The organism is Mesorhizobium sp. M0954 (assembly GCF_040319155.1).
In the GTDB taxonomy this organism is placed as follows: domain Bacteria; phylum Pseudomonadota; class Alphaproteobacteria; order Rhizobiales; family Rhizobiaceae; genus Mesorhizobium.
This window is the reverse complement of sequence record NZ_JAMYNR010000008.1, coordinates 204,545-230,822: the sequence shown is the minus strand read 5'-3', so window position 1 is coordinate 230,822 and position 26,278 is coordinate 204,545. Positions and strand designations below refer to the sequence as shown.

General features: G+C 63.6%; 27 protein-coding genes and 1 pseudogene. 8 read left to right on the top strand and 20 right to left on the bottom strand.

Annotated features, from left to right (window positions below; genetic code table 11):
• Window positions 1–9: 9 nt before the first annotated feature.
• The 3 genes from NKH93_RS13955 to NKH93_RS13945 all read right to left on the bottom strand — a co-directional run bounded on the left by NKH93_RS13955 (window position 10) and on the right by NKH93_RS13945 (window position 4,350).
• Complete coding sequence (locus tag NKH93_RS13955; RefSeq protein ID WP_352471486.1) at window positions 10–1,263, bottom strand: aspartate kinase; 1,254 nt, start codon at window positions 1,261–1,263, stop codon at window positions 10–12.
• A 163-nt stretch (window positions 1,264–1,426) separates the two neighbouring features.
• Window positions 1,427–3,658: a sensor domain-containing diguanylate cyclase gene (locus NKH93_RS13950; RefSeq protein ID WP_352970627.1), complete on the bottom strand. Its 2,232-nt coding sequence runs from the start codon at window positions 3,656–3,658 to the stop codon at window positions 1,427–1,429.
• A gap of 122 nt (window positions 3,659–3,780) precedes the next feature.
• The gene (locus tag NKH93_RS13945; RefSeq protein ID WP_352542483.1) at window positions 3,781–4,350 is read right to left on the bottom strand and encodes a putative glycolipid-binding domain-containing protein; all 570 of its coding nucleotides are present in this window, start codon (window positions 4,348–4,350) and stop codon (window positions 3,781–3,783) included.
• Window positions 4,351–4,564: 214 nt separating this feature from the next.
• Here NKH93_RS13945 and ubiG point away from each other — a divergent pair, with 214 nt between their 5' ends.
• Window positions 4,565–5,314, top strand: coding sequence for a bifunctional 2-polyprenyl-6-hydroxyphenol methylase/3-demethylubiquinol 3-O-methyltransferase UbiG (gene ubiG, locus NKH93_RS13940; protein WP_254816707.1), 750 nt, complete (start codon window positions 4,565–4,567; stop codon window positions 5,312–5,314).
• Window positions 5,315–5,333: 19 nt separating this feature from the next.
• Here ubiG and NKH93_RS13935 read toward each other — a convergent pair whose 3' ends face one another.
• Complete coding sequence (locus NKH93_RS13935) at window positions 5,334–6,224, bottom strand: DMT family transporter (protein ID WP_352471318.1); 891 nt, start codon at window positions 6,222–6,224, stop codon at window positions 5,334–5,336.
• A gap of 101 nt (window positions 6,225–6,325) precedes the next feature.
• On the opposite strand from NKH93_RS13935, the gene NKH93_RS13930 reads away from it, so the two are divergent.
• Entirely contained in the window at window positions 6,326–6,811 is a 486-nt protein-coding gene (locus tag NKH93_RS13930) for a MarR family winged helix-turn-helix transcriptional regulator (protein ID WP_352471319.1), read from the top strand.
• A gap of 68 nt (window positions 6,812–6,879) precedes the next feature.
• Window positions 6,880–8,373 carry an FAD-dependent monooxygenase gene (locus tag NKH93_RS13925; RefSeq protein ID WP_352471320.1) on the top strand — a complete coding sequence of 498 codons (1,494 nt, stop codon included), beginning with the start codon at window positions 6,880–6,882 and terminating at the stop codon, window positions 8,371–8,373.
• A gap of 54 nt (window positions 8,374–8,427) precedes the next feature.
• Here the strand turns inward: NKH93_RS13925 and NKH93_RS13920 are convergent, their stop codons facing one another.
• Together NKH93_RS13920 and NKH93_RS13915 are read right to left on the bottom strand one after the other, a co-directional pair.
• A complete protein-coding gene (locus NKH93_RS13920) occupies window positions 8,428–9,081 on the bottom strand; it encodes a Vgb family protein (RefSeq protein ID WP_352471321.1) in 654 nt (217 codons plus the stop codon).
• Between the two features lie 9 nt (window positions 9,082–9,090).
• A complete protein-coding gene (locus NKH93_RS13915; protein WP_352471322.1) occupies window positions 9,091–10,311 on the bottom strand; it encodes a helix-turn-helix domain-containing protein in 1,221 nt (406 codons plus the stop codon).
• Between the two features lie 152 nt (window positions 10,312–10,463).
• Here NKH93_RS13915 and NKH93_RS13910 point away from each other — a divergent pair, with 152 nt between their 5' ends.
• Window positions 10,464–11,264 carry an SDR family NAD(P)-dependent oxidoreductase gene (locus tag NKH93_RS13910; protein WP_352970625.1) on the top strand — a complete coding sequence of 267 codons (801 nt, stop codon included), beginning with the start codon at window positions 10,464–10,466 and terminating at the stop codon, window positions 11,262–11,264.
• 77 nt (window positions 11,265–11,341) lie between these two features.
• Here NKH93_RS13910 and NKH93_RS13905 read toward each other — a convergent pair whose 3' ends face one another.
• The 5 genes from NKH93_RS13905 to NKH93_RS13885 are packed head-to-tail and all read right to left on the bottom strand — an operon-like array spanning window position 11,342 to window position 14,443.
• The gene (locus NKH93_RS13905; RefSeq protein WP_352471324.1) at window positions 11,342–12,037 is read right to left on the bottom strand and encodes a hypothetical protein; all 696 of its coding nucleotides are present in this window, start codon (window positions 12,035–12,037) and stop codon (window positions 11,342–11,344) included.
• 8 nt (window positions 12,038–12,045) lie between these two features.
• Window positions 12,046–12,471, bottom strand: coding sequence for a DUF1178 family protein (locus NKH93_RS13900; protein ID WP_352471325.1), 426 nt, complete (start codon window positions 12,469–12,471; stop codon window positions 12,046–12,048).
• Window positions 12,468–13,334: a carbon-nitrogen hydrolase family protein gene (locus NKH93_RS13895; protein ID WP_352471326.1), complete on the bottom strand. Its 867-nt coding sequence runs from the start codon at window positions 13,332–13,334 to the stop codon at window positions 12,468–12,470. Before NKH93_RS13895 ends, NKH93_RS13900 begins: the two co-directional genes overlap by 4 nt.
• A 10-nt stretch (window positions 13,335–13,344) precedes the next feature.
• Window positions 13,345–13,614 carry a glutaredoxin 3 gene (gene grxC / locus NKH93_RS13890; protein WP_352617227.1) on the bottom strand — a complete coding sequence of 90 codons (270 nt, stop codon included), beginning with the start codon at window positions 13,612–13,614 and terminating at the stop codon, window positions 13,345–13,347.
• Between the two features lie 28 nt (window positions 13,615–13,642).
• A complete protein-coding gene (locus NKH93_RS13885; protein WP_352471329.1) occupies window positions 13,643–14,443 on the bottom strand; it encodes a ComF family protein in 801 nt (266 codons plus the stop codon).
• Between the two features lie 54 nt (window positions 14,444–14,497).
• Here NKH93_RS13885 and NKH93_RS13880 point away from each other — a divergent pair, with 54 nt between their 5' ends.
• Window positions 14,498–15,370 (top strand): methyltransferase domain-containing protein, encoded by an 873-nt coding sequence (locus NKH93_RS13880; RefSeq protein ID WP_352471330.1) that lies wholly within the window; start codon window positions 14,498–14,500, stop codon window positions 15,368–15,370.
• Window positions 15,371–15,420: 50 nt separating this feature from the next.
• Here the strand turns inward: NKH93_RS13880 and NKH93_RS13875 are convergent, their stop codons facing one another.
• From NKH93_RS13875 to argJ, 7 genes and pseudogenes are all read right to left on the bottom strand, one after another.
• Entirely contained in the window at window positions 15,421–15,600 is a 180-nt protein-coding gene (locus NKH93_RS13875; protein ID WP_023677981.1) for a Flp family type IVb pilin, read from the bottom strand.
• A 144-nt stretch (window positions 15,601–15,744) separates the two neighbouring features.
• Entirely contained in the window at window positions 15,745–16,059 is a 315-nt protein-coding gene (locus tag NKH93_RS13870) for a DUF6678 family protein (protein WP_352471331.1), read from the bottom strand.
• An 11-nt stretch (window positions 16,060–16,070) separates the two neighbouring features.
• Window positions 16,071–16,822 (bottom strand): annotated as a pseudogene (locus NKH93_RS13865) (IS5 family transposase).
• Between the two features lie 113 nt (window positions 16,823–16,935).
• Window positions 16,936–17,241: a hypothetical protein gene (locus tag NKH93_RS13860; RefSeq protein WP_023677980.1), complete on the bottom strand. Its 306-nt coding sequence runs from the start codon at window positions 17,239–17,241 to the stop codon at window positions 16,936–16,938.
• 127 nt (window positions 17,242–17,368) lie between these two features.
• The gene (locus NKH93_RS13855) at window positions 17,369–17,791 is read right to left on the bottom strand and encodes a (deoxy)nucleoside triphosphate pyrophosphohydrolase (RefSeq protein WP_023677979.1); all 423 of its coding nucleotides are present in this window, start codon (window positions 17,789–17,791) and stop codon (window positions 17,369–17,371) included.
• Window positions 17,788–18,567 (bottom strand): GNAT family N-acetyltransferase, encoded by a 780-nt coding sequence (locus NKH93_RS13850; RefSeq protein WP_352471332.1) that lies wholly within the window; start codon window positions 18,565–18,567, stop codon window positions 17,788–17,790. The genes NKH93_RS13855 and NKH93_RS13850 overlap by 4 nt, the downstream gene beginning before the upstream one ends.
• Window positions 18,567–19,808, bottom strand: a complete 1,242-nt coding sequence (gene argJ / locus NKH93_RS13845; protein ID WP_352471333.1) for a bifunctional glutamate N-acetyltransferase/amino-acid acetyltransferase ArgJ — start codon at window positions 19,806–19,808, stop codon at window positions 18,567–18,569. The genes NKH93_RS13850 and argJ overlap by 1 nt, the downstream gene beginning before the upstream one ends.
• 179 nt (window positions 19,809–19,987) lie before the next feature.
• Between argJ and NKH93_RS13840 the strand changes: the two genes are divergently transcribed.
• Window positions 19,988–21,214 (top strand): caspase family protein, encoded by a 1,227-nt coding sequence (locus NKH93_RS13840; RefSeq protein ID WP_352471335.1) that lies wholly within the window; start codon window positions 19,988–19,990, stop codon window positions 21,212–21,214.
• Window positions 21,215–21,217: 3 nt separating this feature from the next.
• Here the strand turns inward: NKH93_RS13840 and NKH93_RS13835 are convergent, their stop codons facing one another.
• Window positions 21,218–21,454 carry a putative antibiotic biosynthesis monooxygenase gene (locus NKH93_RS13835; RefSeq protein ID WP_352471336.1) on the bottom strand — a complete coding sequence of 79 codons (237 nt, stop codon included), beginning with the start codon at window positions 21,452–21,454 and terminating at the stop codon, window positions 21,218–21,220.
• A 109-nt stretch (window positions 21,455–21,563) separates the two neighbouring features.
• On the opposite strand from NKH93_RS13835, the gene NKH93_RS13830 reads away from it, so the two are divergent.
• Window positions 21,564–22,220, top strand: coding sequence for a TetR/AcrR family transcriptional regulator (locus NKH93_RS13830; protein ID WP_352821662.1), 657 nt, complete (start codon window positions 21,564–21,566; stop codon window positions 22,218–22,220).
• Between the two features lie 49 nt (window positions 22,221–22,269).
• On the opposite strand, the gene NKH93_RS13825 is transcribed toward NKH93_RS13830, so the two are convergent.
• The gene (locus NKH93_RS13825) at window positions 22,270–23,187 is read right to left on the bottom strand and encodes a peptidylprolyl isomerase (RefSeq protein ID WP_352456658.1); all 918 of its coding nucleotides are present in this window, start codon (window positions 23,185–23,187) and stop codon (window positions 22,270–22,272) included.
• A 252-nt stretch (window positions 23,188–23,439) separates the two neighbouring features.
• Between NKH93_RS13825 and secA the strand changes: the two genes are divergently transcribed.
• Complete coding sequence (gene secA / locus NKH93_RS13820) at window positions 23,440–26,172, top strand: preprotein translocase subunit SecA (protein ID WP_352821644.1); 2,733 nt, start codon at window positions 23,440–23,442, stop codon at window positions 26,170–26,172.
• Window positions 26,173–26,278 lie beyond the last annotated feature (106 nt).

Below are 26,278 nucleotides of genomic sequence, written 5' to 3'. Positions count from 1 at the left end.
TGCAGTCCGCTACTGCTTATCCAGACCGTACACGGAATGCAAAGTGCGAACTGCTAGTTCCGTATAGGGACCGTCGATCAGGATCGAAATCTTGATTTCGGACGTCGTGATGGCGCGGATGTTAATCGCGCGGTCGGCAAGCGCCTTGAAGGCGGTAGCGGCGACGCCGGCATGGCTGCGCATGCCGATGCCGATGACCGAGACCTTCGACATGCCGGCTTCCGACTGCACCACGTCGTAGCCGATCGTCGCCTTCAGCCGCTCGAGCACGGCGAGCGCCTTGTCGACGTCGCCGGATGGCACGGTGAAGGTCATGTCAGTGAACTTGCCGTCCTCAGAGATATTCTGGACGATCATGTCGACATTGATGTTGGCCTCGGCCAGCGGCCCGAAAATGCCGGCGGCGACGCCCGGCCGATCGCCGACGCGGCGCAACGAAATCTGCGCCTCGTCCTTGGCGTAGGCAATTCCGGTGACGACCTGCTGTTCCACGATCTCTTCCTCGTCGCAAATAAGCGTTCCCGGCGGATTAAGCAAATCCCCCATTCCTGGTGCGTCGGGATCGTCGAAGGACGACCGCACGAAAGTACGCACCCTGTGCACCATGGCAAGCTCGACCGAGCGCACCTGCAGGACCTTGGCGCCGAGCGAGGCCATTTCGAGCATTTCCTCGAACGAAATCTTGGCCAGCCGCCGCGCCTTCGGCTCGATGCGCGGATCGGTCGTGTAGACCCCGTCGACATCGGTGTAGATATCGCAGCGGTCGGCCTTGACCGCTGCCGCGATGGCGACAGCGCTGGTATCGGAACCGCCGCGGCCGAGCGTTGCGATCCGGTTGTCCGGCCCGATGCCTTGGAAACCGGCGACCACCGCCACCTGGCCTTCGCCGAAGCGCTTGATCAGGAATCCGCCGTCGATATCGAGAATGCGCGCCGCGCCATGCGCGTTGTCGGTCTTGATCGGGATCTGCCAGCCTTGCCAGGAGCGGGCATGCACGCCGATATTCTGCAGCGCGATCGCCAGCAAGCCGGCAGTGACCTGCTCGCCGGACGCGACCACGGCGTCATATTCACGCGCATCGTGCATCGGCGAGGCCTCGCGCGTCCATTGCACGAGCTCGTTGGTCTTGCCGGACATCGCCGAGACCACGACGGCGACCTCATGGCCGGCGTCGACCTCGCGTTTGACATGACGCGCCACATTGCGGATGCGGGCGATGTCGGCGACGGAGGTTCCGCCGAATTTCATCACGATGCGCGCCATAGAAGCGAAATGCCTTTGACTGGATGCCGGACCGGAGGCCGAAAAGCGGAAAAATGCGCCAAGCTGTGGCCGGGCGCTCAATGCGCGGCCTCCTTAGCCAAATGATAGCGGTTTCGCAAGGCGGTGAGGATTCCGTCGCCTTGCCCCGTCCATCAACCAGATTTCAAGCCACGCTCTTGGTGAGTTTTGGCTTTTGCTGCTCGACACGGGCGAGACCCGCTCCGGCGATGACGCGGTCACGGCCCTCAGCCTTTGCCTGATACAAAGCGCGATCCGCGGCATTGACGATCTCCGCCCATGAGGCGCCGAGCTCCGGGAAGGCGGCGACCCCGAACGACGCGGTGATGGTGCCGAGCGTGCGGCCGCGATGCGTGACATGCAGCTGCTTGATCGCCTTTCGCAGAGCTTCGGCGCGATCGGCGCCATCGGCCAGTGACGTTCCGGGCATCATCAAGGCAAATTCCTCGCCGCCGTAGCGCGAAACCACGTCGCTTTCCCTGACATGGTCGACCAGCGTGGCGGCCACCTGCTTGAGGACGAGATCCCCAGCTTCATGGCCGAACGTATCGTTGAACTGCTTGAAATGATCGACGTCGAGCATGATCAACGTCAGCGGCTGCTCGGCACGTTCCAGGCGCCTGAGCTCGCGGCTGCTGGTCTCCTCAAGGTAGCGGCGATTGTAGAGCCCGGTGTTGGGATCCCGGATCGACTGCTGCCGCAACGTCTCGCGCAGGCGCAGATTGGCAAGCGCCAACGCCAGCGTATCGACGACGCCACGCAGTATCTGCTGCCGTTCGGCAAGCCACTCCGGCTTGTCAACGGCATTCGGCTCGCACAGATGCAGGATGCCAAGTGTCTCTCCCTGCGCTGCTAGAGGCATACAGACATAACCGCGGCCGCCATTTTCGGTGATGTGGTTGCAGCGCGGCGTCAGCATGCCTGGACCGGCGACGTGCTCCTGGCCGCGCCGCAGCGCCCAACAATCTTCCGGTCCGAACTGGCCGACGCTCGACCGGATGGTGCCCCAATGCGCCATCTCCTCCACCAGGTTGCGCGACGCACTGGTCAGATGAACGGTTCCGCTCAATCCGCCGAAGAAATCAGGCATGGCGGAGCCGACGACGGAAAATGCCTCGTGAAAAGTGACGCAGGCCTGAAGCAGTTCGCCGAGCTTGACCAGGCGGGTCGTGGCCTCCGATGTCTCTTTCAGTTCACGATTGAGCCTCGCCAGTTCTTCGGCACGATCGTGCACCGCCCGCTCGGCACTGCGCAGGTCGCTGATGTCGCTGAGCGTCAGCACGATGCCGCCATCGGCGCGGTTGAGCGGATTGCAGCTGACGACCACGGGCAAGGAGGTCCCATCCGGCTTTGCCAGCCTCACCTCATTCTGGTGGCGGCGGCCGGTGGTCATGGCCAGTTCGACCGGAGATGTTCCCGACGCGGGCTTGTCTCCCGACGGCCCCCTGATATCCAGGGCCGACTGCCAGTCCTGCCCCACGACCTTGTCGCTGCGCCGCCCGATGATCTCGGCTGCCGCCGGATTGACGGACACGACCTGACCCTTGCCGTCGATGACGGCGATGCCTTCGGCAACGGTCTGGACGATGTCTTCGATGTAGGCCTTCTGATCGACAAGTTGAGCGCGCGAGGCTTCGATTTCGGAGGCCATAGTGTCGAACCCTTGCGCCAACTGTCCGAACTCGTCATCGGAGGTGCGGCCGATACGGGCCCCGGCGTCGCCGCGCGCCAGCGATTCGATGCCGCGGTTGAGACCAGCAAGGCCTTTACTGAAGCCTCGCAACAACAGGAAGGCGGAGGCCGCCGCGATCAGCACGGCTGCCGCGGTACACAGGCCCACAAGCCACAGCATATCGTTCGTGCGCTGCTGCGCGGCACGCAGCAGCGGCGTATACTCGAACAGGACGGCGCCGACGATCTTGCCGGGTGCATCCTCGATCGGCACCGCAACCAGGTCAATCGGATCGGCCACGTCGGCACTGGCGTCGACGAAGTTGCGCGGCACGCCGTCGTCAATCGTCCGGGCGATTTCATTGCCGGGATCGTAGTCGAACGTCGTGCCGATATTTTGCTCTTCTCCCGGAACGTCGGCGAAAATAACCTTGTTTTTGTCTACGATGACGAGATCGCGTTTCGAGCGGCCGTGCTGCAAAGTCACGAATTCGCGGAGCCCATCGGGTCTCTCGAATAATGAACGCGGCGCGTCCGACGCCCTGAAGGCAATAGTTTCGGCCAGCTGCCGTGCGACGCTTGTCGCCTCGGCCAGCGCCACGGATTTGGTCAGCGATATCTGCGAGACGATCGCAACGCCGCCGACCAGGCCGATCAAGGCCACGGCGCTGAACAATGTCGCGACTATCTGGGTTCTTATGCGCACCGGGCTGCCCCTACTCGGACAGCAATCTAAATGCCAAACACTGACCCAACGTTAAGAAACCGCCAATATCGTAAATTTGCCGTTAAGCCACACCGGCCAGCTGCACTCCCAACGCGGGCGGTTCAGCCCGTCCGCACGATGGCCTGCCACAGGCGCGGATAGTCGAGGACGAAACCGAGCGGCGAGACCTCCAGTGTCTCGTGGTAGCCGAACATCGGGGCGGCATAGGCGTAATGTGCAGCATCGACGCGCTGATAGGTTTGCTCGAGGCGAACGAGCCTGAGTTCGGGAAATGTCAGATAGGCTGCCGGCGCGGGCGTCGCCATACCGACATCGAGGGCAAAGCGGCGAAGCGCCAAAAGGTTTGTGGCGGGCGTGAAGCCGAGATCGACATCGATGAGACCGTCGACTTCCGCTTGATGCTCGCCGTTCAGCGTCCATTGGCGCTCGGTCAGCCGGTCGATCCTGTAATGCAGCTGTTGCGTGCCGAAAAAGCCGTCGGCGCGCGCCGATCGTGTATGCCAATCGGCGTCGCAGTCCGCCTCGTAGGCGATGCTGCACGGCTCGCCGTCCTGGACGAAAAGCGCGTGTCCCCTGAGGTTCCACCCGGAACTCGCTTCCGACAGAAGGCAAGCGTCGTGGCCTTCCTGGTCAAGCCGGCGCCAAAGAATGGAAGCAACCGCTCGCATCATTGCGCACTCCTCCGAACCCGATGTCTCTGCTTCGTCCGCCAAAGCCTAGGCGTTTCCTTCCGGCACACCATCAACTGACACGTGCTGACACAAATGCAGCCGGCAAAAGGCGGCGCCGGAAGGCATCGCGCGCATCGCACCGCCGGCGGTGAATTTCGCGCCTTGACATTCGCAGCCTCGCGCCCGACTTCCTAGCGTCCGAGGAGACCACGCCATGCCTGAGCCCCGACGATCGACGATCGATGCCGGAGAGGTGGAACGCTTTTCCGCCCTTGCCGCCGAATGGTGGAACCCGAACGGCAAGTTCCGCCCGTTGCACAAGTTCAACCCGATCCGGCTTGCCTATATCCGCGACCAGGTGGCGGCCCGCTTCGGCCGCGATCCGCGTGCGGCACGGCCGTTCGAAGGCCTGCGCTTCCTTGACATCGGCTGCGGCGGCGGGCTCTTGTGCGAGCCGATGGCGCGGCTTGGCGCCGAAGTGGTCGGCGCCGATGCCTCCGCCACCAACATCGAAGTGGCCAAGCTGCATGCGGCGGAAGTCGGCGTGAGCGTGGATTATCGCGCCACGACCGCGGAAGACCTTGCCGATGCCGGCGAAAAATTCGACGTCATCCTCAACATGGAAGTGGTCGAGCATGTCGCCGATGTCGATCTGTTCCTGGCCAAATGCGGCGAGATGGTAAAGCCCGGCGGCATCATGTTCGTCGCCACCATCAACCGCACGCTGAAGGCCCTGGGGCTGGCCATCATCGGCGCCGAATATGTGCTGCGTTGGCTGCCACGCGGCACCCACCAGTTCGGCAAGCTGGTGCGCCCCGAGGAACTGGAAAAGGCGCTTGCCGGCGCCGGCCTGACCGTCATCGACCGCACCGGCGTCACCTACAACCCGCTCGCCGACCGCTGGCAGCGCTCGAAGGACATGGACGTCAACTACATGGTGCTGGCGGAGAAGGCATCCGTCTGAAGCTTACGCCTTCTGGCCTCTATGGCCTCTGGCTTTGCGCCTTGGTGGTGATGAACACGCCGGCGGTGATGATGACGGCACCGGCCCAGGTCAGCAGTTGATAGCGCTCGCCGAGGAAGAGGGTCCCGGCAAACAGCCCGACCGCCGCCGCGACATAGCCGATCTGGCTGAGATAGACCGGGCCGCCGACCGCTTGCAGGCGGAAGAAGAAGGCAAACATCGCCGAGGCTGATGCCACCTGTGCCGCAGCGACCAGCGGCACGCCGCCGAGCGAGCCGAATGCATTGCCGCCAAGCAGGACCAGAATGCCGGCAACCAGCATCAAGGCTGCTGCCAGATGGCTGCCGACGGCGAGCTCGATCGGGCCGGTGCCTTCGGGCCAGTCGACGGTGCGGTAAATGTTGCCGGCGGCGAGGCTGACCGGGATGAGCAGGCCCATCGCAACCCAGAAAAATTCGGCCGGCTGGCCCGCTTCGCCGCGCGTCACCGCCACCATGACTGCGCCGACGAAACCGACGACTATGCCGACGATGCCCAGCATGGTCGGGCGCCTGACGCCGAGCAGCATCGAGAACACCAGCGTGACGACCGGCGACAGCGTGAACATGATGCCGCTGTAGCCGGCGCCCAGATGCGGAATGGCTGAAAACATCAGCAGATTGGGGATTGCATATGAGACGGCCGCGGTGACGAAGAAATAGCGCAGCCTGTGCGGCGTAAGCCGCATGCGCTTCCCGTTGAGCAGCAATGCGCACAAAAGCACGCCGCCGGCACCAAGCGAGATGACGAAGGCCCAGACCATGGCGGCCACGCCGGCCGCCGTCGCGATCTTGCCGAACGGCAGCGTCAGGCCGAGCAGTCCACCGGTGACGACCAGAAGGCCAAGCGCCGAGTCCCAGAGAAATTTCATCGCACCGTCCCGTCGCCCGTTCGCGGCACTTGGCCAATATCGCAAGCTGAGGTAAGATAAGGTAAAGATTCTTCACGTCAAGATACATAACGGTGAGAGACATGGATCGCGCAGCAAAAGCGATCGGGCAATGGAAAAAGGAACGGCCGGATCTCGATGTCTCGCCGATGGCCGTGCTCGGACGGTTGAACGAGGCCGCCTCGCTGATCGCACGAGAGCGGCTGGCGCCGCTGTTTGCAAGTTACGGGCTGCAATCCGGAGAATTCGATGTGCTGGCGACGCTGCGTCGTTCCGGGCCGCCATACGCGCTGACGCCGACGGCTCTCTACGAGGCGACGATGGTAACGTCGGGCGCGATGACCAATCGCCTCGATCGGCTCGAGAAATCCGGTCTGATCAAGCGCGGGCCGCACCCCGACGATCGCCGCGGCATTGTCGTGCAACTGACTAAAAAGGGTCTGGCGTTGATTGACGAGGCGGTTACCGCTCACGTCGCCAACGAGCACCAGATACTTTCTGGGTTAGCACGCCCGGAGCAGATCATGCTCGCACGCCTGCTCGAAAAATTGATAGCGAGCCTGAACTAACCCAAACGGCAACCACTGGGACTCTGCGATCATTGATTGGGAGTCGTAACTGCCAGGGGAGTTTGCCGATGACAGAACATGCAGTCGTGATTGCCGGAGGAGGTCCGACGGGCCTGACCCTGGCAGGCGAGTTGGCGTTGGCAGGCATCGACGTAGCCATTGTCGAACGCCGCCCGAACCAGGAGCTTGCCGGTTCGCGTGCTGGAGGTCTGAGTTCACGCACTCTCGAAGTTTTCGATCAGCGCGGCATCGCGGACCGGTTCCTCGCCGAAGGACAAATAGCCCAAGTCACGGGATTCGCGGCGATGCGTTTAGACATCAGCGATTTTCCGACCCGCCACAACTACGGGCTGGCGCTGAGACAGAAACACATTGAGCGCATTCTCGCTGGATGGGTCAGCGAGCTGGCAGTGCCGATCTATCGCGCCCGTGAATTGATGTGTTTCGTGCAGGACGACGCCGGCGTCACCATCGAACTGTCCGATGGTGCGTCGCTGCGGGCAAGCTATCTCGTCGGGTGTGATGGAGGCCGCAGTCTGGTCCGCAAAGCTGCTGGCATTGAGTTTCGAGGATGGGATGCGACGACCAGCAGCATCCTCGCCGAGGCCGAGATGGCGGAGGAGCCGCCACTGGGCATTCATCGCACCGCACTTGGCATCCATGCCTTCGGCAGGGAAGAGTACGAAATTCGTGACGGCAAGGTCGTCTTTGCCGGTAAAGGTCCCATAGGCGTCATGGTCACTGAAAAGAATGTCGGCGCCACGACCGAACCCACGCTGCGCGATCTCCGCGAAGCGCTCGTCGCCGCATGCGGAACAGATTACGGAATCCATAGCCCAACCTGGATTTCCAGGTTCACGGACATGTCGCGGCAGGCGGCGGCTTACCGCAAGGGCCGGGTTCTCCTAGCGGGCGATGCCGCCCATGTGCATTCCCCGGTGGGCGGACAAGGCCTCAATATCGGTGTGCAGGATGCGGTGAACCTCGGTTGGAAGTTGGCCCAAGTGGTGAAAGGAACATCGCCTGAACGCTTGCTCGACACTTATCACATCGAGCGGCATCCGGTTGCGGCCCGCGTGTTGCGTACGACAATGGCACAGGTCGCATTGCAACGTACTGATGATCGCACTGAAGCCTTGCGTGAAATCGTATCAGAGCTCCTTAGGATGGAGGAGCCTCGCAAACGGATCGCTGCCGAGATGTCCGGACTTGGTATCCATTACGACCTCGGCCAGGCGCATCCGCTGGTCGGCCGCCGCATGCCCGACCTCGACCTGGCCACGCCTGATGGTCCCATGCGCGTATTTGCGCTCCTCCAAAATGCGCGGCCAGTGCTCTTGAATCTCGACGCGCCGGGCAGCCTCGACATCAAGCCGTGGTCAGACCGCATTAAGTTGGTTTACGCCAAATGCGACGATCCATGGGAGTTGCCTGCGCTAGGTTTGGTCTCCGCTCCAACCGCAGTTTTAATCCGACCCGACGGATATGTTGCTTGGGTAGGCGACAGGACGCAGGATGGTCTTCAAGACGCGATGAACACCTGGTTCGGACCACCGGGCTAAAAACCGCAAAAACCAGTTAGCTCGAATGGTCAAACGGCTACGGACGGCAAAAACTCAGATCCTGGTCGCCGAGCCTCGTTTGGGCCGGCGAACAGCTCTGATCTTGCCGCTGTTTCCGCCGCCACAGAAAAACTGGTCGCCGCCATCGGATTCGAGCCCCGACACGCCTGTTCCCGGCGGCATATCGAGCTTCTCAAGGACCTTTCCCGTTTCAGGATCGATCCGTCTGACATCGCTCTCCTCACCCTCCCAGGTGCCATGCCACAGCTCGCCGTCGACCCAGCTGACGCCGGTGACGACGCGGTTGGAAACGATGGTGCGAAGAATTGCCCCTGTCTCGGGATCGACCTGATGAATCTTTCGGCCCCGATGCTGCCCGACCCAGAGTGTTCCTTCGGCCCAGGCGAGCCCGGAATCACCGCCATTGCCGGGCGCCGGGATCGTCGCCAGCACCTGGCCATTCTTCGGATCGATCTTCTGGATGCGATCCTCGGCGATCTGATAGAGGTGCTGGCCGTCGAAGGCCGTTCCGGCGTGTGCCGCGACGTCGATCGAGCGCACCACTTTGCCGCTCGCCGGATCGAAGGCGTTCAATCTGTCGCCTGAGGCAAACCAGACATGCTCACCGTCGAAGGTAACGCCGTCCACGTGGTCGACACCCGGAAAGGGTCCATATTCTCGAAGGATTTCGGCTGCGGATCGTTCCATAATTCCATCCTAGTAGCCCGGCAGTGGGCCGGGGAGTAACAAGATTGTCGGGAAACCCGTCAGCGGCGGGGTCATCCAGCGACGCGCCCGTCCGCGGCCGAACGACTGCACCTTGCCGGCCTGGGCGAGCTGCTCGAGCGCTCGCTGCACGGTACGCGAACTGGCTCCAAGCGCAATCGCCAGGGCCGAACTCGACCAAGACTCGCCGTCCGCGAGGAAGGCGAGCACGGCGGCATGCTCTTCTTCGACGGGTGGCGCCAGCACGACGACCTCACCTGCGCGGCGCGGGGCCAGCGCAAAGCCCCGCTTCGTCGCGCTCACATCCGCCAAGCTCCGAAGCTCCGCGCGAAGCCGCCCGACTTCGACGCGCAATCGTGCGCGATGTGATTCGTCCGCGTCCTTTCCGCGGAAAGCGCGCGCAATGAGCGTCGCTCTTGCCACGTCCCCCGGCCAGGCTTCGGCCAGCGCGCGGGCCAGCGCGAACAGCACCGGGCGGGTCGCCAGCGAGACGACGGTGTCTGCGACACGCACGACATTGCGGCATGCATCCACCACGAGCGCCCCCGACGCCAGGAGCGCTTCGACTTCATCGAGCAGGAGGGGCCGTTCCCCGCCACGCGCGACAAGGCGCGCGGCCGGCGTGTCCAGCACCAGCGATGCGCTCTCCACCTCCGCGATCAGCGCGGGGATGCCCGCCGCCCGCGCCGCCCGCGCCGCCAGCCCGAGCGCGGCGCGCGCAGGACCGGTCCGCAAGCGGCGGATGGCGATGCCGGCGACAGCCAGCTCGTGGGCGGCCCGCGATGCCGGCGGCAGCGGCGACGGATCGAAGCCGTCCAGCCTGCGCTCGGCTTCGTCGAGATGGCCGATCAGCAGCAGGCGCCGAACGTCGAGGTTGCGCGCATGCGCGGCGTTGACGCGGTCGCCATGCTTTTCGAGCGTCGCCCGTGCGGCGTCGAGTGCCTTGGCCGGCCAGGTAAGGTCGCGCGAGACGAGCGCGATCTCGGCCTCGGCGACGATACACCGCGCGCGGGCCACGGCCTCCCTCGGGCTGAATGCGCGCGCCGCCCTCTTGAGAAGAACCTTCGCCCGAACCAGGTCGCCAAGCTGCGCCATCGCGATACCGCGCAACGCCAGCGCCGGCGCATCGTCGCGCAGCGCAACCCGCTTCAAGGCGCCGAGCGGATCGCCCGTCGCAAGCGCATGCGCCGCGGCCGTGATCAGCGAGTCCATCGGAATCCCGTCACACTTGTCACTCCCATGGCTTCGATGCCCGGCGCTAAGTCCATCTCACCAACCAGTCGTATCGACAACGGCGACTGTAGCCAACCTGAGTTGCGGCGCGCCAACGCTCGAACACAACGATAAGCATTAGGAGAGACGCAATGAAGATCGAAGGTACAACCATCCTGGTGACTGGAGCGAATCGGGGCATCGGTCGGGCACTGGTCGAGGAAGCCCTGAGCAGAGGCGTAAAGCGCGTCTATGCCGCAACCCGCCAACCGATGGCTCATCCGGACCGGCGTGTGACGTCCCTGATCATGGATGTGACCAACGCTGCGCAGATCCGGGAGGCCGTCGAGAAGATCGATGCTCTCGATATCCTCATCAACAACGCCGGCGTATCGCCCATCGATGACCTCAGCGACCGTCGTGTGCTCGAACAACAGCTCGCCGTAAACCTCTTCGGCTCGTACGACGTTACCCAGGCTCTGCTGCCGTTGCTCGCCCGGTCGCGGGGAGCCATCGTCAACATTCTGTCGCTGGCCTCGATTGCCGCCGTGCCGTTCAGTCCGGCCTACTCGGTCTCGAAGGCGGCCTCGTTCTCGCTGTCGCAGTCGTTGCGCACCCTTTTGGCCGGACGGGGTGTCAGCGTCCACAGGGTCCTTCCCGGCCCGGTGGACACGGACATGACACGGGGCCTGGACATCGCGAAAGCCTCTCCGGAGTCTGTCGCGCGGGCGATCCTGGACGGCGTGGAGAACGGCGAAGAGGAAATCTTCCCCGATCCCATGTCGGAATCCCTGGCGGAGGGCTGGCGCAGCAGTGCAGTCAAGGCGCTTGAACGCCAGTTTGCAGCCTATGCGGAAGCAACTCCGTCAAGTGAAGCAAGCCCGTCAGGCAGTGGGCATGAAAGAAGCAGCGAAACGATTGCCCGCGAGCCCCATCCTTGCTGCTCGGCCTGAAACTGCGGACGCTTGTGCGAGGGGCGGCGGCATCGCCGCTCTGGGCGGAAGCGAATCCCCACAAGCGAAACGGAGCATCATTTTCGCTTGTCGAAATGCGCTTCAGCTTCTTGTCGCCTGATACGCCTCTGATATCGCCGCCGGGCGAAAAAGACGATCAAGTCTGCCAGCCAACCTGGAGCATTGAGATGGAGCAAGGCATCACGCGCGCTATCAATTTGCCGACCATTCATCGCTACATTGGAAAAATCCGAGGGTTCCGTTTGTCGAGCTTCGACCCATTGACGAATACTCGCCCCGTCCGGCAGTTTCGCCGCAAAAGCCAGTTCACGTCTCATGCAAACCCACTCCACCCGGTGGCGCAATTCCTCCTCATAGCCAATGCCTCGCTGATGGAGACGCGCATGCGTCGCCTCATGCACTATCGCGCTGGCGATCTGGTCGGTCAGCGTGTGCTCGCCTAGAACAAATCGCCGATCAAGCTCGCAAGTCGAAGTCGATTTCACAAATTGCGCAGCGGCACCTAGATTGATTGTAATCCAGATCCGTTTGAGATCGCGGACCAGACGGCTGTATCGAATAGGGTCAAATTCTTGAATCAACCGCAGCGCGGCGGCAACCTTATCTGCATCTTTCCCACCGCTCTCGCCATTATAGAAAACTGGCAACCCATCGATCGTCCTCTTATCGATCGACTTTATAGCCAACCAGCTGAAAACACGGATCACTACCTCTGAACCACGCCGCTTTTCAGTCTTCTCCGGATGGGGCAAGACTTTCCTCAGTTGCGGTCGTCGGGGAAGCTTGGAATAGGCATGAACTCGACGCCGTCTTCGGCGAGGCTCTTGGCCTCGTCCAGCGTCGCCTCGCCATAGATGCCGCGCGGATCGCTTTCGCCGAAATGGATCTTGCGCGCTTCCTCGGCAAATTTGTCGCCGACATAGTCGGCATTCTCGCGCACCTTGTCGGCCAGGGCCTTGAGCTGCGCCAGCGCCTGCTTCTGCGCCTCGCCCATGGCCAGCGCGATGCTTTCGCGCTTGCGCCCGGTCGAGACGGCAGGCGCCATCAGCGCCTTGTCGACCTTGTGCGAGCCGCAGGCCGGGCAATCGACGAAACCGCGCCTCTTCTGGGTGTCGAAATCGTCGTTGCTGCGGAACCAGGCCTCGAACTCGTGCTCGTGCTCGCAGATCAGGGAAAAGCGGATCAAGAGGCGGCACCCCTGAGCGGAATTGCCTCCGCCGAACCGGCGTTTACGGCAAAATCGCGTGCGTTTTTGAGATTCGGTATCTTTTTGCGCGCAGCGACTGACTGCGCCGGGTCGATCTCGGCGACGATCACCGCCGGCTCGTCATGCGCAGCTTCGGCGACGATGCGGCCCCAGGGATCGACGATCAGCGAATGGCCATAGGTTTCGCGGCCGTCCTCGTGCACGCCGCCTTGCGCGGCGGCAACCACATAGGCGCCGTTCTCGATGGCGCGCGCCCTGAGCAGCACGTGCCAATGCGCTTCGCCGGTCTGGCGGGTGAAGGCGGCGGGCACCGAAAGCAGATCGGCGCCGGCCAGCGCCTCGGCACGGAACAGCTGCGGAAAGCGCAGATCGTAGCAGACGGCAAAGCCGACCTTCGCGCCATTGACTTCGGCGACGACGGCCTCGGTGCCAGGCTCATAGGCGGCGGATTCGCGCCAGCTCTCGCCATTGTCGAGATCGACGTCGAACATGTGGATCTTGTCGTAGGTGGCAATCGTGGCGCCGTCCGGCCCGAACAGAAGGGCGCGGTTGGCAAGCTTGCCGTCGGCGCGCAGAATGGCGGTCGAGCCGATATGCAGGAAAATGCCGAGCTCCTTGGCCAGCCGCCGCGACGTCGAGACGACGATGTCCTTGTCCTCGGAGGTGAAGGAAGCGGCCCGTGCCTGGCTGTCGCGGATCAGCGCGCCGGTCATTTCCGGCGTCTGGATATAGGTCGCGCCAAGGCCTGCCGCCTCGCGCACCAGCCGTTCCAGATCGACCGCATTGCGCTCCGGGCTGGTTACCGAACGCATCTGGATCGCCGCCGCCTTGAAACCACCCATAGTCATGTCCTTATCTGGCCGAGCCGTTGGCGAGCAATGTGTCCAGCCGTCCTTCCGCCTCCAATTCGTGGAGATCGTCAGAGCCGCCGACATGCGTGTCGCCGATGAATATCTGCGGAAAGGTGGAACGGCCGTGAGCGCGGGAGATCATCTCCCGGCGCAGCTCCGGCGAGAAGGAGGCGTCGTGCTCGGTGTAGGTCACACCCTTCCTATCGAGCAGCCGCTTGGCCGCGGTGCAATAGCCGCACATCATCCGCGTGTAGATCGTCACATCGACCATCGGTCAGCAATCCTGCCTCGTTCCTAGGCTATATAGGCGCCGATTCGTCGGCCCGAAAGTCCCCCGGCAGCACACGCGCAAAGGTCAGTACGTCGACCGCGCCGGCGCCGCCCTTCTTCAACGCCTTGGCGACCGCGCGGACGGTGGCGCCGGTGGTGTAGACGTCGTCGATCAGCAGCACCCGGCGGCCGGTGATTTCGATCTCCGCCTCATCAGGCACTTTGAATGCGGCGCGAACATTTTCCTCGCGTTCCCGCCGCTCCAGCCCGACCTGCTGGCGCGTGAGTTTGACGCGCCTGATGGCTGATGGCGCGAAAGGCCGCTCGCCGAGTTGCGCCACCGCCCGCGCCAGTTCCGCCGACTGGTTGAACTGCCGCCTGAAGAAACGCCGCCAGTGCAGCGGCACCGGCACGACCACATCGGCCTCGGCGATGAGCTCGGCACCGGCGCGAAGCATCCAGCGCGCCATCCACGGCGCCAGATCGGTGCGGTCCTGGTATTTCAGCCCTTGCACCATCTGGCGGGCAACGCCGGAATAGGCGACCGCCGCCCGCGCGCGCTCGAACGGCGGCGGGTCGGCTATCGCCTCCGCCGACAGGAAACCCTCACCCATATTGTGGGTGAACGGCGTGCCCATCACCGGGCACCACGGCCGTTCCAGCAGCCTGAGTTTCGGCCAGCAGGCGCCGCACAACACGCCGGGCTGCGAGACATGGCGGCGGCAGCCGGCACAGACGGGCGGGAACAAGAGGCGCGCTGGCCAGCCCAATGCCTTGCGGGCAATGCTCTTGATCGCAATACGCTTGATCTCTGGCATGGGATCGGCCACGTGGTTGGTCCTCCGCATCACTATATCAGAGAGCGAAGCACAAGGACCTGCCCATTGCAGCCTGTAATTGACACCTCGCTCTGGCTGGCGCGCAAGCGCCGGGCACTGGCCCGCCCCATCGCCAGCGCGGATTTCCTCATGCGGCGTGCGGCCGAGGATCTTGCCGACCGGCTCGGCGCCGTCGAACGCAGGTTCGGCAAGGCGGCCTCATTGTTTTGCCAGACGCCGGCAGCAGCAGAGGTGCTCGCCGAAAGCGGCAAGGTGACGGAAAACGTGCGCGTCGAGGCCGACGCCGCTTTCCTGGGTGGCCAGCCAGGACTGTTGGCGCCGTTGGAAACCGTGCCATTCGAGCCGGAAAGCCTCGACCTCGCAGTCTCGCTGCTGTCGCTGCAGGCGATGAACGACATTCCCGGCATGCTGGTGCAGGTCCGCCGGGCGCTGAAGCCGGACGGGCTTTTCCTTGGCGCCTTCGCCGGCACAGGCACGCTCTCCGAACTGCGCGAAAGCCTGCTTGCCGCCGAGACCGAACTCTATGGCGGCGCCAGCCCGCGTGTGATCCCGTTCACCGACGTCCGCGACGCCGGCGCGCTGCTGCAGCGCGCCGGCCTGGCACTGCCAGTTGCCGACGTCGAGACGATCACGGTGCGCTACGATTCGCTATTTGGCCTGGTCGCCGATCTGCGCGCCATGGGCGAGACCAGCGCGCTTGTCGACCGCAGCAGGCGGCCGGGCACGCGAGCGCTGTTCGCGCGCGCCGCCGAAATCTATGCGGAGCGGTTTTCGGATGCCGATGGCCGCGTCAGGGCGAGTTTCTCGGTGGTCTGGATGTCAGGCTGGGCGCCCGATGCCTCTCAGCAAAAGCCGCTGAAGCCGGGCTCCGCAAAAATATCGCTGAAGACAATCCTGGAAAACCCCGGCGGCCCCTGAGCGCATCCTTGCGCAAAAGCTAAGCGTATCCCACGCAAAAGCTAAGCAGGTCACTGTGCAAAAGCGTTGGCAAGCTTGCTGCTGTTGTCGCTGAACAACCACTGGATGGCGCCGGCAGCCTGGCCAATACCAGCGACAATGGCAAGCGACAGAACGGCGACGATCAAACCATATTCGATAGCCGTCGCACCCCTCTCGTCTTCTAAAAATCGTTGCAGCAACATTTTCATGGGCGCCTATCCCTCTTGCCCGAACCTAGCGCCGACCCGTTAAGAAAGGTTAATGCGACAGGCTTAACGCGCGGTGAACCAGCTGCATTCTAGGAACCAGCTGCATTCTAGGGTCCAGACTCGATCAGGTCAGCAACGAAGACCTCATATAAACTCGGCGGCCTGACCATCCTGAAGATAACCGAACACGCGAAAGCCGTCAGGCATTTCCTCGCCGGGCACATGCACCTTCTTGAGAGCCGAGCGGACAAGTTCTCGCTGGGCGGGCGTTTCGACCTGAATGTCTAAGTGAAGGATGGATTCGTATCCGCCCTCGCTGAAGTGGTAGAACCACTCGCGGTCGGGCTGTGAGTGGTAGCCGTTTGTGGAAAGCGTGCTCCAAGATGGTGGCGGCGTGAGCGCGTACATTTCTAGCCGAAGCTCATCCCATTTTGTGTTGTTCATCGCCGGATTGAGCATTTCGTCGCCTCTCAAAGCCAGAACGAGATCATGGTAGCCAATGCCACCCCAGACAGGAAGTTGGTGGCGAGTTTGTCGTAGCGGGTGGCGATGCGGCGGAAATCCTTTAGGCGGCAGAAGGCGTTCTCGATCAAGTGTCGTCCACGGTATCGCTCTTGGTCGTAACGGATTGCTCTCTTTCGATTGCGCCGTCCCGGGATTACCGGCGTAGTCTTTCCCTCGCGCAGTGAACGGCGCAGTCGATCCGCATCGTGGCCCTTGTCGCCCAATAGGTAGCGCATCGGGCCAGCGCGTTCGAGTAGGGCTGGCGCTGCCTTCACGTCGCTGACGTTTCCTGCCGTCAACATCAACGCGTAGGGGCGGCCGACGACGTCTGTGAGTGCATGGACCTTAGTTGTCCAACCGCCGCGCGAACGGCTGATGGCCTGCGCTTGGCGCCCCCTTTTGCGCCGAATGCCGCCCGCTGGGCTTTGACGTAGGTGCTGTCGATCGCGGTGCTTTTCGTCACTGCGCCGGCCTGAACCAGCGCATCAAGCATCTTCAGCCAGAAGCCTCGTCGCGACCAGCGGTTGAAGCGATTGTAAACCGTGGTCGAGGGACCATAATCGGCAGGACAATCACACCAGCGGCAACCCACCTTCAGCACGTGCAGGATACCCGAAATCACCCGACAATCGTCCACGCGACGCGCACCAGGCTGGTTCTTGGGCAAGTGCGGCTCGATCGTTGCCCATGCTTCGTCCGATAGCCAAAACAAAGCCATACTGCTCCTCCTGATCCACACCCGCTGGTGAATCAGGAAAGCGCCCTCCCTTCAAGGGGCTGATTGGGCTTTGGCCCTAGGAAACAGCCGAATCCTGGAGATCTGTTGAGGAATCAGCAGTCGCCGCTGCTTCTGCCATCGGCCCGTATAACGCAGACCGAACTGGGCAGCGGCTGCAGCACGCTCTTGCGTAGCGTATAGCTGTCGCGCTGGCCGATCGAGCCGGTGCTCATCGTATCCAGCCCGTCGCGGGCAAACTGCGAGCGGGTCCGGCTGTCGAGGTAGGGCGTCGCGATCAAGGCCAGAGCCACCGCGGCCGAGCCGAACAAGAGAGCGATGCGCAATATTCCCATGCCGGCATTGGCGGCGCCAGGAAGGCGGTCGGGCCAAGGCGAGTCCCAGTCCTTTTCAAGGCTCATGCAAATCGCTCCCCAGCGGTGGAATCGGCGAAACCGCCTAGCGTCAATTTTTCACGGTCAGATAAATCTTTCATTAACGCTGCTGCCGGCGCGTTGCGGCGCTGCCCGATTTACGGCAGGTCGGCCGCTACAGCAGATCGATGAGGAACTGGATCAGCGGGGCATCGGCCGGCGGCATTGGAAAATCGCGCATCTGGCGCGGCCGCACCCATTTCAGCACCTGGCCTTCCTTCGGCTGGGCAATGCCGCGGAACCGACGGCAGACGAACAGCGGCATCAGCAGGTGAAAATCATCGTAGGAATGGCTGGCGAAGGTGAGTGGCGCCAGGCAAGGGATGTCGGTTTCGATGCCGATCTCCTCGTACAATTCGCGGATCAGGCATTGTTCCGGCGTCTCACCGGGCTCGACCTTGCCGCCCGGAAACTCCCACAGGCCGGCGAGTTGCTTGCCTTCGGGCCGCTGCGCCAAAAGCACGCGCCCGTCGGCATCGACCAGCGCGCAGGCCGCGACCAGGAGCAGGCGTTTGCCGATCGTATCCAAGCCGCTCATGCGCCGGGTGGCCGGCGATAGCGATAGCGATAGACTTCGTCGAATCCGAGCGAACGGTAGAGCGCCAGCGCCGGCGCGTTGTCCGCCTCGACCTGCAGCCAGGCTTCCCGCGCCCCGCGCAGCCGCGCCCATTTCAGCGCCGACCGGATGAGATGGCGGCCATGGCCCTGGTTGCGCACCGACCTGTCAGTGGCGATCTCGAACAGGCCGGCAAGGTCGCCGTCATGCACGCAGATCAACGTTGCCAGCGGTTCGCTGCCGGCCTCCAGCGCAAACAGCCCGGCCTCCGGCTGGATGGCGCCGATGATCTCCGACAGGCCCGGACGCAGCGACACATCCGAGCCGCTCACCTTGAGCGCCGCGCCGATGAAACGGCTGATGTCCTTCAACGGAATCTGGTCCATGGCATCGTCGAGCGCGGCGTCCGCCAGCGGCAGCCGCATGACCAGCGACTCCGCGAACGTACTCCAGCCTTCGCTGTCGAGGTACTTCGAAAGATCAGGCCCCGACAGCGGTGAGATGCGAAAGGTCAGCGGCCTGCCATACGCGTCGAAGCGGCGGCTGGCGCGACCGATGCGCTCGGCAATGTGCTGGATGTCGCCCGGATCGAGCGGATTGACCGAGTTCAGCCGCTTGGCCGGGTGGCCGGCCGTCAGCCGAACCACCCAGGTGCCGTCATAATGGACGGCGGCCGCCGGCCAGGCGCGAAAGCCGGCCGCCTCATAGCGGCGCACGATCGCCAACACGCTTGCCGGATGTCTGGAAGCCAACGCCATCAGCTCCGATAATCGCCGTTTATGGCGACATATTCCTTGGTGAGATCGCAGGTCCACACCGTCGCCTTGCCGCGGCCGATGCCGATGTCGGCGCGGATGCGGATCTCGTCGCGCTTCATATACGCCGAAGTCGCCTCCTCGGAATAGGCGGCGTCGCGCTCGCCCTGATAGGCCAGGCGGTTGTCGCCGAACCAGATCGACAGAAGGTCGCGGTCGGCCGGTTCGCCGGCCTTGCCGACAGCCATGACGACGCGGCCCCAATTGGCGTCCTCGCCGGCGACTGCCGTCTTGACCAGCGGCGAATTGGCGATCGACAGCGCGATGCGCTTGGCCGAGCGGGCCGATTTGGCTCCGGTGACGGTGACCTCGACCTGCTTGCGGGCGCCCTCGCCGTCGCGCACCACCTGTAGTGCCAGCGATTTCAGCACCTTGCCGAGGGCACGGCGGAACGCGCCGAGGCGCGCATCCTTGGGGTCGGAAATTGCCGGCGCGCCGCGCCTGGCGGCAGCACCCGTGGCGAACATCAGCAGCGTGTCGCTGGTCGAGGTGTCGCTGTCGACGGTAACCGCGTTGAAGGTCTTGGCCGTGCCGCGCGACAGGAGGTCCTGCAGCACCGGTGCTGCGATCGGCGCATCGGTGGCGATGAAGGAAAGCATCGTCGCCATGTCGGGCGCGATCATCCCGGCCCCCTTGGCGATACCGTTGATGGTGACGTCGGCATCGCCGAGCTTGACCGTCGCGGTCGCCAGTTTGGGATAGGTGTCGGTGGTCATGATCGCCTTGGCGGCTTCGGTCCACAATTCCGGCTTGCCGTCCTTGACCAGACCGGCCAGCAGATGGCTGAACTTGCCGGCGTCGAGCGGTTCGCCGATCACGCCGGTCGAGGCCAGGAATACCTCGCCCGCTGTGCAATCGGCCGCTTTCGCCGCCACCTCGCCCGTGAGTGCCGTCGAGGCGCGGCCCTTCTGGCCGGTAAAGGCATTGGCATTGCCGGAATTGACCACCAGCACGCGTGCCTTGCCAGCCACGAGGTTCTGCCGGCAGAAATCGACCGGCGCCGAAGGGCATTTCGACCTGGTGAACACGCCGGCGACGGTGGTGCCGGCGTCGAACACCATGGCCAGCAAGTCGGTGCGGTTCTTGTATTTTATGCCGGCCTCGGCGGTGGCGATGCGCACGCCCTCGATCACCGGCATCTTGGGATATTTCTTCGGCGCGAGCGGCGAAACCTGTGTGGACATGGAAGACCCCGGGCGGGAAAAATCGCGAAAGGAACGCCGGTTTGCCCGATAGCACGCGCTGGCGCAAGGCGTTTCACAGCCGTTACGGGTGCCGGAAGCCTGACACCGCCTCATGCAGCAAGCAGGCTGTTGCAAATTTGTTGGCGTCGCTGCGACCGATAGCGCTATGATCCTGCCCCATGGGCAGGCTTGTGGTCTTGGCACTGGCGTTTCTGGGCTTTCTGCTGCTGCGCGCCGATGCGCAGACGGCGCGGCGCGTGGCGCTTGTGGTCGGCAACGGCAGCTACGCCGAAGCCGGCACGCTGGCCAATCCCGTCAACGATGCGCTCGACATCGCCGACAAGCTGCGCGCCATCGGTTTCGAGGTGATCGAAGGCAACGATCTCGGCAAGCGCGAGCTCGAACGCAAGATCGGCGAATTCTCCGATGCGCTGCAGGGTGCCGGTGCCGGGCTGTTCTACTATGCCGGCCACGGCCTGCAGGTCGACGGGCGCAACTTCATCGTGCCGGTCGACGCCCGGCTGGACATGCCGGTCAAGCTGCAGCTCGAGGCGGTGCCGATCGACGAGGTTCTCGACATCATGGAGCAGCAGACCAAGGTCAGCCTGGTCTTCCTCGATGCCTGCCGCAACAACCCGTTTGCCCGAAGTCTCAGCCGCAGCGCCACGACGCGCTCGGCGACGGCTCTCGCCGGTCTTGCCCAGTTCGAGTCGACACGCGGCTCATTCATCGCCTTCTCGACTGCGCCCGGCGCCGTCGCAATGGACGGGACGGGACGCAACTCGCCGTTTGCGGCGGCACTTTTGCGGCATATGGCGGAACCCGGACAGAGCATCAACGACATGATGATTGCGGTGCGCCGCGACGTCGTTTCGGCAACGCGCGAGGCGCAGCGTCCCTGGGAGCAGGGTTCGCTGCTCGAGCGTTTCGAATTCGTTCCGGGCGGAGACACTGCCCAGCAACCGAAACCGGCCGTCAGCCCGGCTCCCGCGTCGCAGGTGGCTGCGCTCGAACGCTCCGTCGGCGACGAGGGTGCCATCGAAAAATTCTTGCGCGAAAACTATCTGGCGCCTGATGCCAGGAGAATGCGCGAAACCGTCAAGCGGCTTTACGGTGCGTCGGCCACCATCTACGGCACGCGCTACGACAGCGAGGCGATCGTCAAGGTCAAGACCGACTGGTTCGCGCAATGGGCGTCATGGTCGTTCGGTCTCGAGCCCGGCAGCCTTGAGGTGACGCCGCACGGCAAGGACCGTGCCGATGCGGTTTTCGCCATGCGCTACGACTATGTGCCGAAGGACAAATCGGCGCAGCGCCTGACCGGCAAGGCGCGGGTGACGCTGGAACTCGTGCTGGCCGATGGCGCGTGGCGCGTTGCGTCGGAAACGTCGCAAGCGCTGGAATGAACATCAGCGGACCGCTGGGTTGATGAACCCGCGAAACGCCCGCTGCACGCCCGGAATCAGTCCCCAGATCATGATCGAGACCATCAGCGGCGCGATGACCAGCGTACGCTGCCAGATTTGCCATTCCTGCGTCAGCGGAAAAACCACATACAGAATGGCAGTGATCAGCGGATACACGCCGAGCAGCACAAGCAGGGCGAAGCGCAGGCGCGAAAAGCGGGTCACGGCGGTCGAGTTCATCAAACTCTCCTTATCGTTACGGAACGTTCCGTTACATATAAAACGGATCGTTCCGTTTCGTCAAGAGTTGTATATGATGGCTGCTGAAATCGCGGGTAAGGAAGAAAAGATGGGCGAAATCACCGATCCCGGGCGCAAGTCGGCTGGCGCACGGCGCAGCCCGGAAAGCGCCGATGCCATTCTCGATGCCGCCGAGGCGGTACTGGTCGAAGCTGGCTATTCCGGCTTCTCGATCGAGGCGGTGGCGCGCCGCGCACGCGCCGGAAAACCGACGATCTATCGCTGGTGGCCAAGCAAGGCCGCCCTGCTGCTCGACGTTTATCAACGGCAAAAGCGCGTCGACAATCCCGACACCGGGAACCTTGCGGAGGATCTCGTCGGCTTCCTGAAGAGCTTGTTCGCGCATTGGCGCGACACGTCGTCGGGTAGCGTGTTCAGATCGCTGATTGCCGAGGCGCAGTCGGACGAAAAAGCCGCCGCCGCCCTCGCCGAATACGCAAGAGGGCGTCGTGTCCACACCGGCCAGATGGTCGAACGCGCCAAGGCAAGGGGAGAGGTGGCAGCCGACGTCGATGCCACTGTCGTCGCCGACCTGATTGCCTCGTTCGCCTGGACGCATCTTCTGACGAACCGCCTGGACGAGGACGAAGCAACGCTGCGCAGGGCGGTCGGCTATGTCTTGAAAGGCATAGTCGCTGACGATGCCGGCGACGCCACGGCGGTCCGGCGGCGGCGTCGACGCATCATCGCTCGCCCTACCAAATAGAAGCGACAGGGCGGCAGCGCGCCCTGTCGTAGCTCAATCTAGTCTAGCCCTATTTGGCGCTTTCCAGTGCGTCGACCGTCTTCTTCAGGTTCGCATCGGGGATGTCGACCTTGGCGTTGGCGCGCAGCGACTTGACCAGCGCGAAATACTTGTCGCGGATGACCGCCTGGCGCGCCTGGTCCTTGACCTGGTCGAACGCCGGCGGCTGCTTGGTGCGCTTGTCCTCGACCTTGATGACATGCCAGCCGAACTGCGACTGCACCGGCTGGTCGGTATATTTGCCGACCGCCAGCGCAAACACGGCCTTGTCGAATTCCGGCACCATCTGGCCAGGTCCGAACCAGCCGAGATCGCCGCCGCTGGTCTTGCCGCTCGGATCGCTGGTGTGCTCGTTGGCAAGCTTCTGGAAGTCGGCGCCGCCGTCGAGCTGCTTGATGATGGCGTCTGCCTCTTCCTTCGTCTTCACGAGGATGTGACGGGCGTGCACCTCATTGGTGGGCGGCGTGTTGGCGATTTCCTGGTCGTAGCGGGCGCGGACCTCGGCATCGGTAACCTTGTCGACGACGCCCTTCTCGACCATTTCGCCATGCAGCGCGCGCTGCTGCAGGAAGGCCATGCGGCGCTGGAAGTCGGGATCCTTGTCGAGGCCGGTGGTCACCGCCTGGGCCGCCATCACGCGGATTTCGATCGCCGCCGACAGCGCCGCGGCGCGGCGCTGCTCGGGCGGAAGCTGCGCGAATTGCTGCGACAGCTCGCCCTCGGCAAGCCCAAGGTCTGCCTCGGTCAGCGTCTGGCCGTTGATGGTGGCGACCACGGCGTTCGGATCGACCGGCTTGGCCGCCGGAGCGGGTGCTGCCGGCTGGGCAGGGGCGGCCTCCTGTGCCATCAGCGGCGACAGCGAGAGGGCCGATAGCCCGAATGCCAGACCAAGGCTGGCGAGCGACGCGCGGCGGAACAATACTGACATTACGATTATCTCCAAAGCGGGGTAGCTAGAGCGGAATGGCTTCCAGACCAGCAAGATTGTGGCGGAATTTGGCGCGGTCGACAGGGCGAGCGCGGCGTTGACATCGAATGAGCCCCCTCTTATCTGTCCAACGACTTTGCGTCCAGAACCGTTTTCCGGGCGCTTTTTGCGTTTGTCCGCGTTCACGTGGAGTTGATGGGGCCAGCCGGCGCCTGTCGCAACGACTTGGAATGCTATCGAAAGGGCCATTGGATGGTCAGTCTCGGCGGTCTCGCCCGTAAGGTTTTCGGCTCCTCCAACGATCGTCGGGTCAAATCGACCCGGCCGCGCGTCGAGGCGATCAATGCCATGGAAAACGAGATGCGGGCGCTTTCCGACGCCGAGCTTCAGGCCCGCACGGACAAATTCCGCCAGGACATCGCCAACGGCGCCAGTCTCGACGACCTCCTGGTGCCGGCCTTCGCCACCGTGCGTGAGGCCGCCCGCCGCGTGCTCGGCATGCGGCCGTTCGACGTGCAGCTGATCGGCGGCATGGTGCTGCACAATGGCGGCATCGCCGAGATGCGCACCGGCGAAGGCAAGACGCTGGTGGCGACGTTGCCGGTCTACCTCAACGCGCTCGCCGGCAACGGCGTCCATGTCGTCACCGTCAACGATTACCTGGCCACGCGCGACTCCGAATGGATGGGCCGCGTCTACAAATTCCTCGGCCTCAAGGTCGGCGTCATCGTCCACGGCCTGTCCGACGAGGAGCGCCGCGTCGCCTACGCCGCCGATGTCACCTACGCCACCAACAACGAGCTCGGCTTCGACTATCTGCGCGACAACATGAAATACGAGCGCGCCCAGATGGTGCAGCGCGGCCACAGCTACGCCATCGTCGACGAGGTCGATTCCATCCTGGTCGACGAAGCGCGCACGCCGCTGATCATTTCCGGTCCGCTCGAGGACCGTTCGGAAATGTACAACACCATCGACACCTTCATCATCCAGCTGCAGCCGCAGGACTACGAGATCGACGAGAAGCAGAAGACCTCGATCTTCACCGAGGAAGGCACCGAGAAGCTGGAGAACATGCTGCGCGATGCGGGTCTGCTCAAGGGCGAGTCGCTCTACGACGTCGAGAACGTCGCCATCGTCCACCACGTCAACAACGCGCTGAAGGCGCACCGGCTGTTCCAGCGGGACAAGGACTATATCGTGCGCAACGGCGAGATCGTCATCATCGACGAGTTCACCGGCCGCATGATGCCCGGCCGCCGTTATTCGGAGGGCCTCCACCAGGCGCTCGAAGCCAAGGAGCATGTGGCGATCCAGCCGGAGAACCAGACGCTCGCCTCGGTCACCTTCCAGAACTATTTCCGCCTCTACAAGAAGCTCGCCGGCATGACCGGCACGGCGCTGACCGAGGCCGAGGAATTCGCCAACATCTACAATCTCGACGTCACCGAGATCCCGACCAACCTGCCGGTCATCCGCATTGACGAAGACGACGAGGTCTACCGGACGGTCGAGGAGAAATACAAGGCGATCGTCAAGGAGATCAAGGAAGCCCGCGCCAAGGGCCAGCCGACGCTGGTCGGCACGACTTCCATCGAGAAGTCCGAGCAGCTGGCCGAACGCCTGCGCAAGGAAGGTTTTAAGGATTTCGAGGTGCTGAACGCCCGCCACCACGAGCGCGAGGCGGCGATCGTCGCCCAGGCCGGCAAGCCCGGCGCGATCACCATCGCCACCAACATGGCCGGCCGCGGCACCGACATCCAGCTCGGCGGCAATGCCGACATGCGCATTGCCGAGGAGCTTGGCGACATGCCGGCCGGCCCCGAGCGCGAAGCCAGGGAAAAGGAAATCCGCGACGACATCGCCCGGCTGAAGGAAAAGGCGCTCGCCGCCGGCGGCCTCTACGTGCTCGCCACCGAACGCCATGAATCGCGCCGCATCGACAACCAGTTGCGCGGCCGCTCGGGCCGCCAGGGCGATCCCGGCCGGTCGAAATTCTTCCTGTCGCTGCAGGACGACCTGATGCGCATCTTCGGTTCCGAGCGCATGGACGGCATGCTGCAGAAGCTCGGCCTCAAGGAAGACGAGGCGATCATCCATCCGTGGATCAACAAGGCGCTGGAAAAGGCGCAGAAGAAGGTCGAGGCGCGCAACTTCGACATCCGCAAGAACCTCTTGAAATACGATGACGTCTCGAACGACCAGCGCAAGGTGGTGTTCGAGCAGCGCATCGAGCTGATGGACGGCGAGGGCCTGTCCGAGACCATCACAGAGATGCGCGAAGGCGTCATCGAGGAGATCGTCGCCAAGAACATTCCCGAAAACGCCTATGCCGAGCAGTGGAACGTCGCCGGCCTCAAGGCCGAGATCGCCGAATTCCTCAATCTCGATCTGCCGGTCGAGGACTGGGTCAAGGAAGAAGGCATCGCCGAGGACGACATCCGCGAGCGCGTCAGCCAGGCAGCCGAGGCCGCCGCCAAGGAACGCGCCGAGCGCTTCGGTCCCGACGTGATGACCTATGTCGAACGCTCCGTGGTGCTGCAGACGCTCGATCATCTGTGGCGCGAGCACATCGTCAATCTCGACCATCTGCGCTCGGTCGTCGGCTTCCGCGGCTATGCGCAGCGCGATCCGCTGCAGGAGTACAAGGGCGAAGCGTTCGAGCTGTTCCAGGCGATGCTGGGCAATCTGCGCCAGGCCGTCACCGCGCAATTGATGCGCGTCGAGCTGGTCCGCCAGGCGGCGGAAGCGCCGCCGCCCGAGGCCCCCGACATGTTCGGCAGCCACATCGACGGCTTCACCGGCGAGGACGATTTCGAAGGTGGCGAGACGGCCGTGCTGGTCCGCCAGGAGACCAACGCCGTCGTCGCCCCCGAAGACCGCGACCCGAAGAACCCGGCCACCTGGGGCAAGGTCGGCCGCAACGAGGCTTGCCCGTGCGGGTCAGGGAAAAAATACAAGCATTGTCATGGGGCGTTTGCGTAAGGCACTGCTTTCCTTCGCCCCGTTCACGGGGAGTAGGTGCCCGAAGGGCAGAGCCAGCGTTTGCGATTAGCCAATCTCCCCACCTGAGGGGGAGATGGCCGGCAGG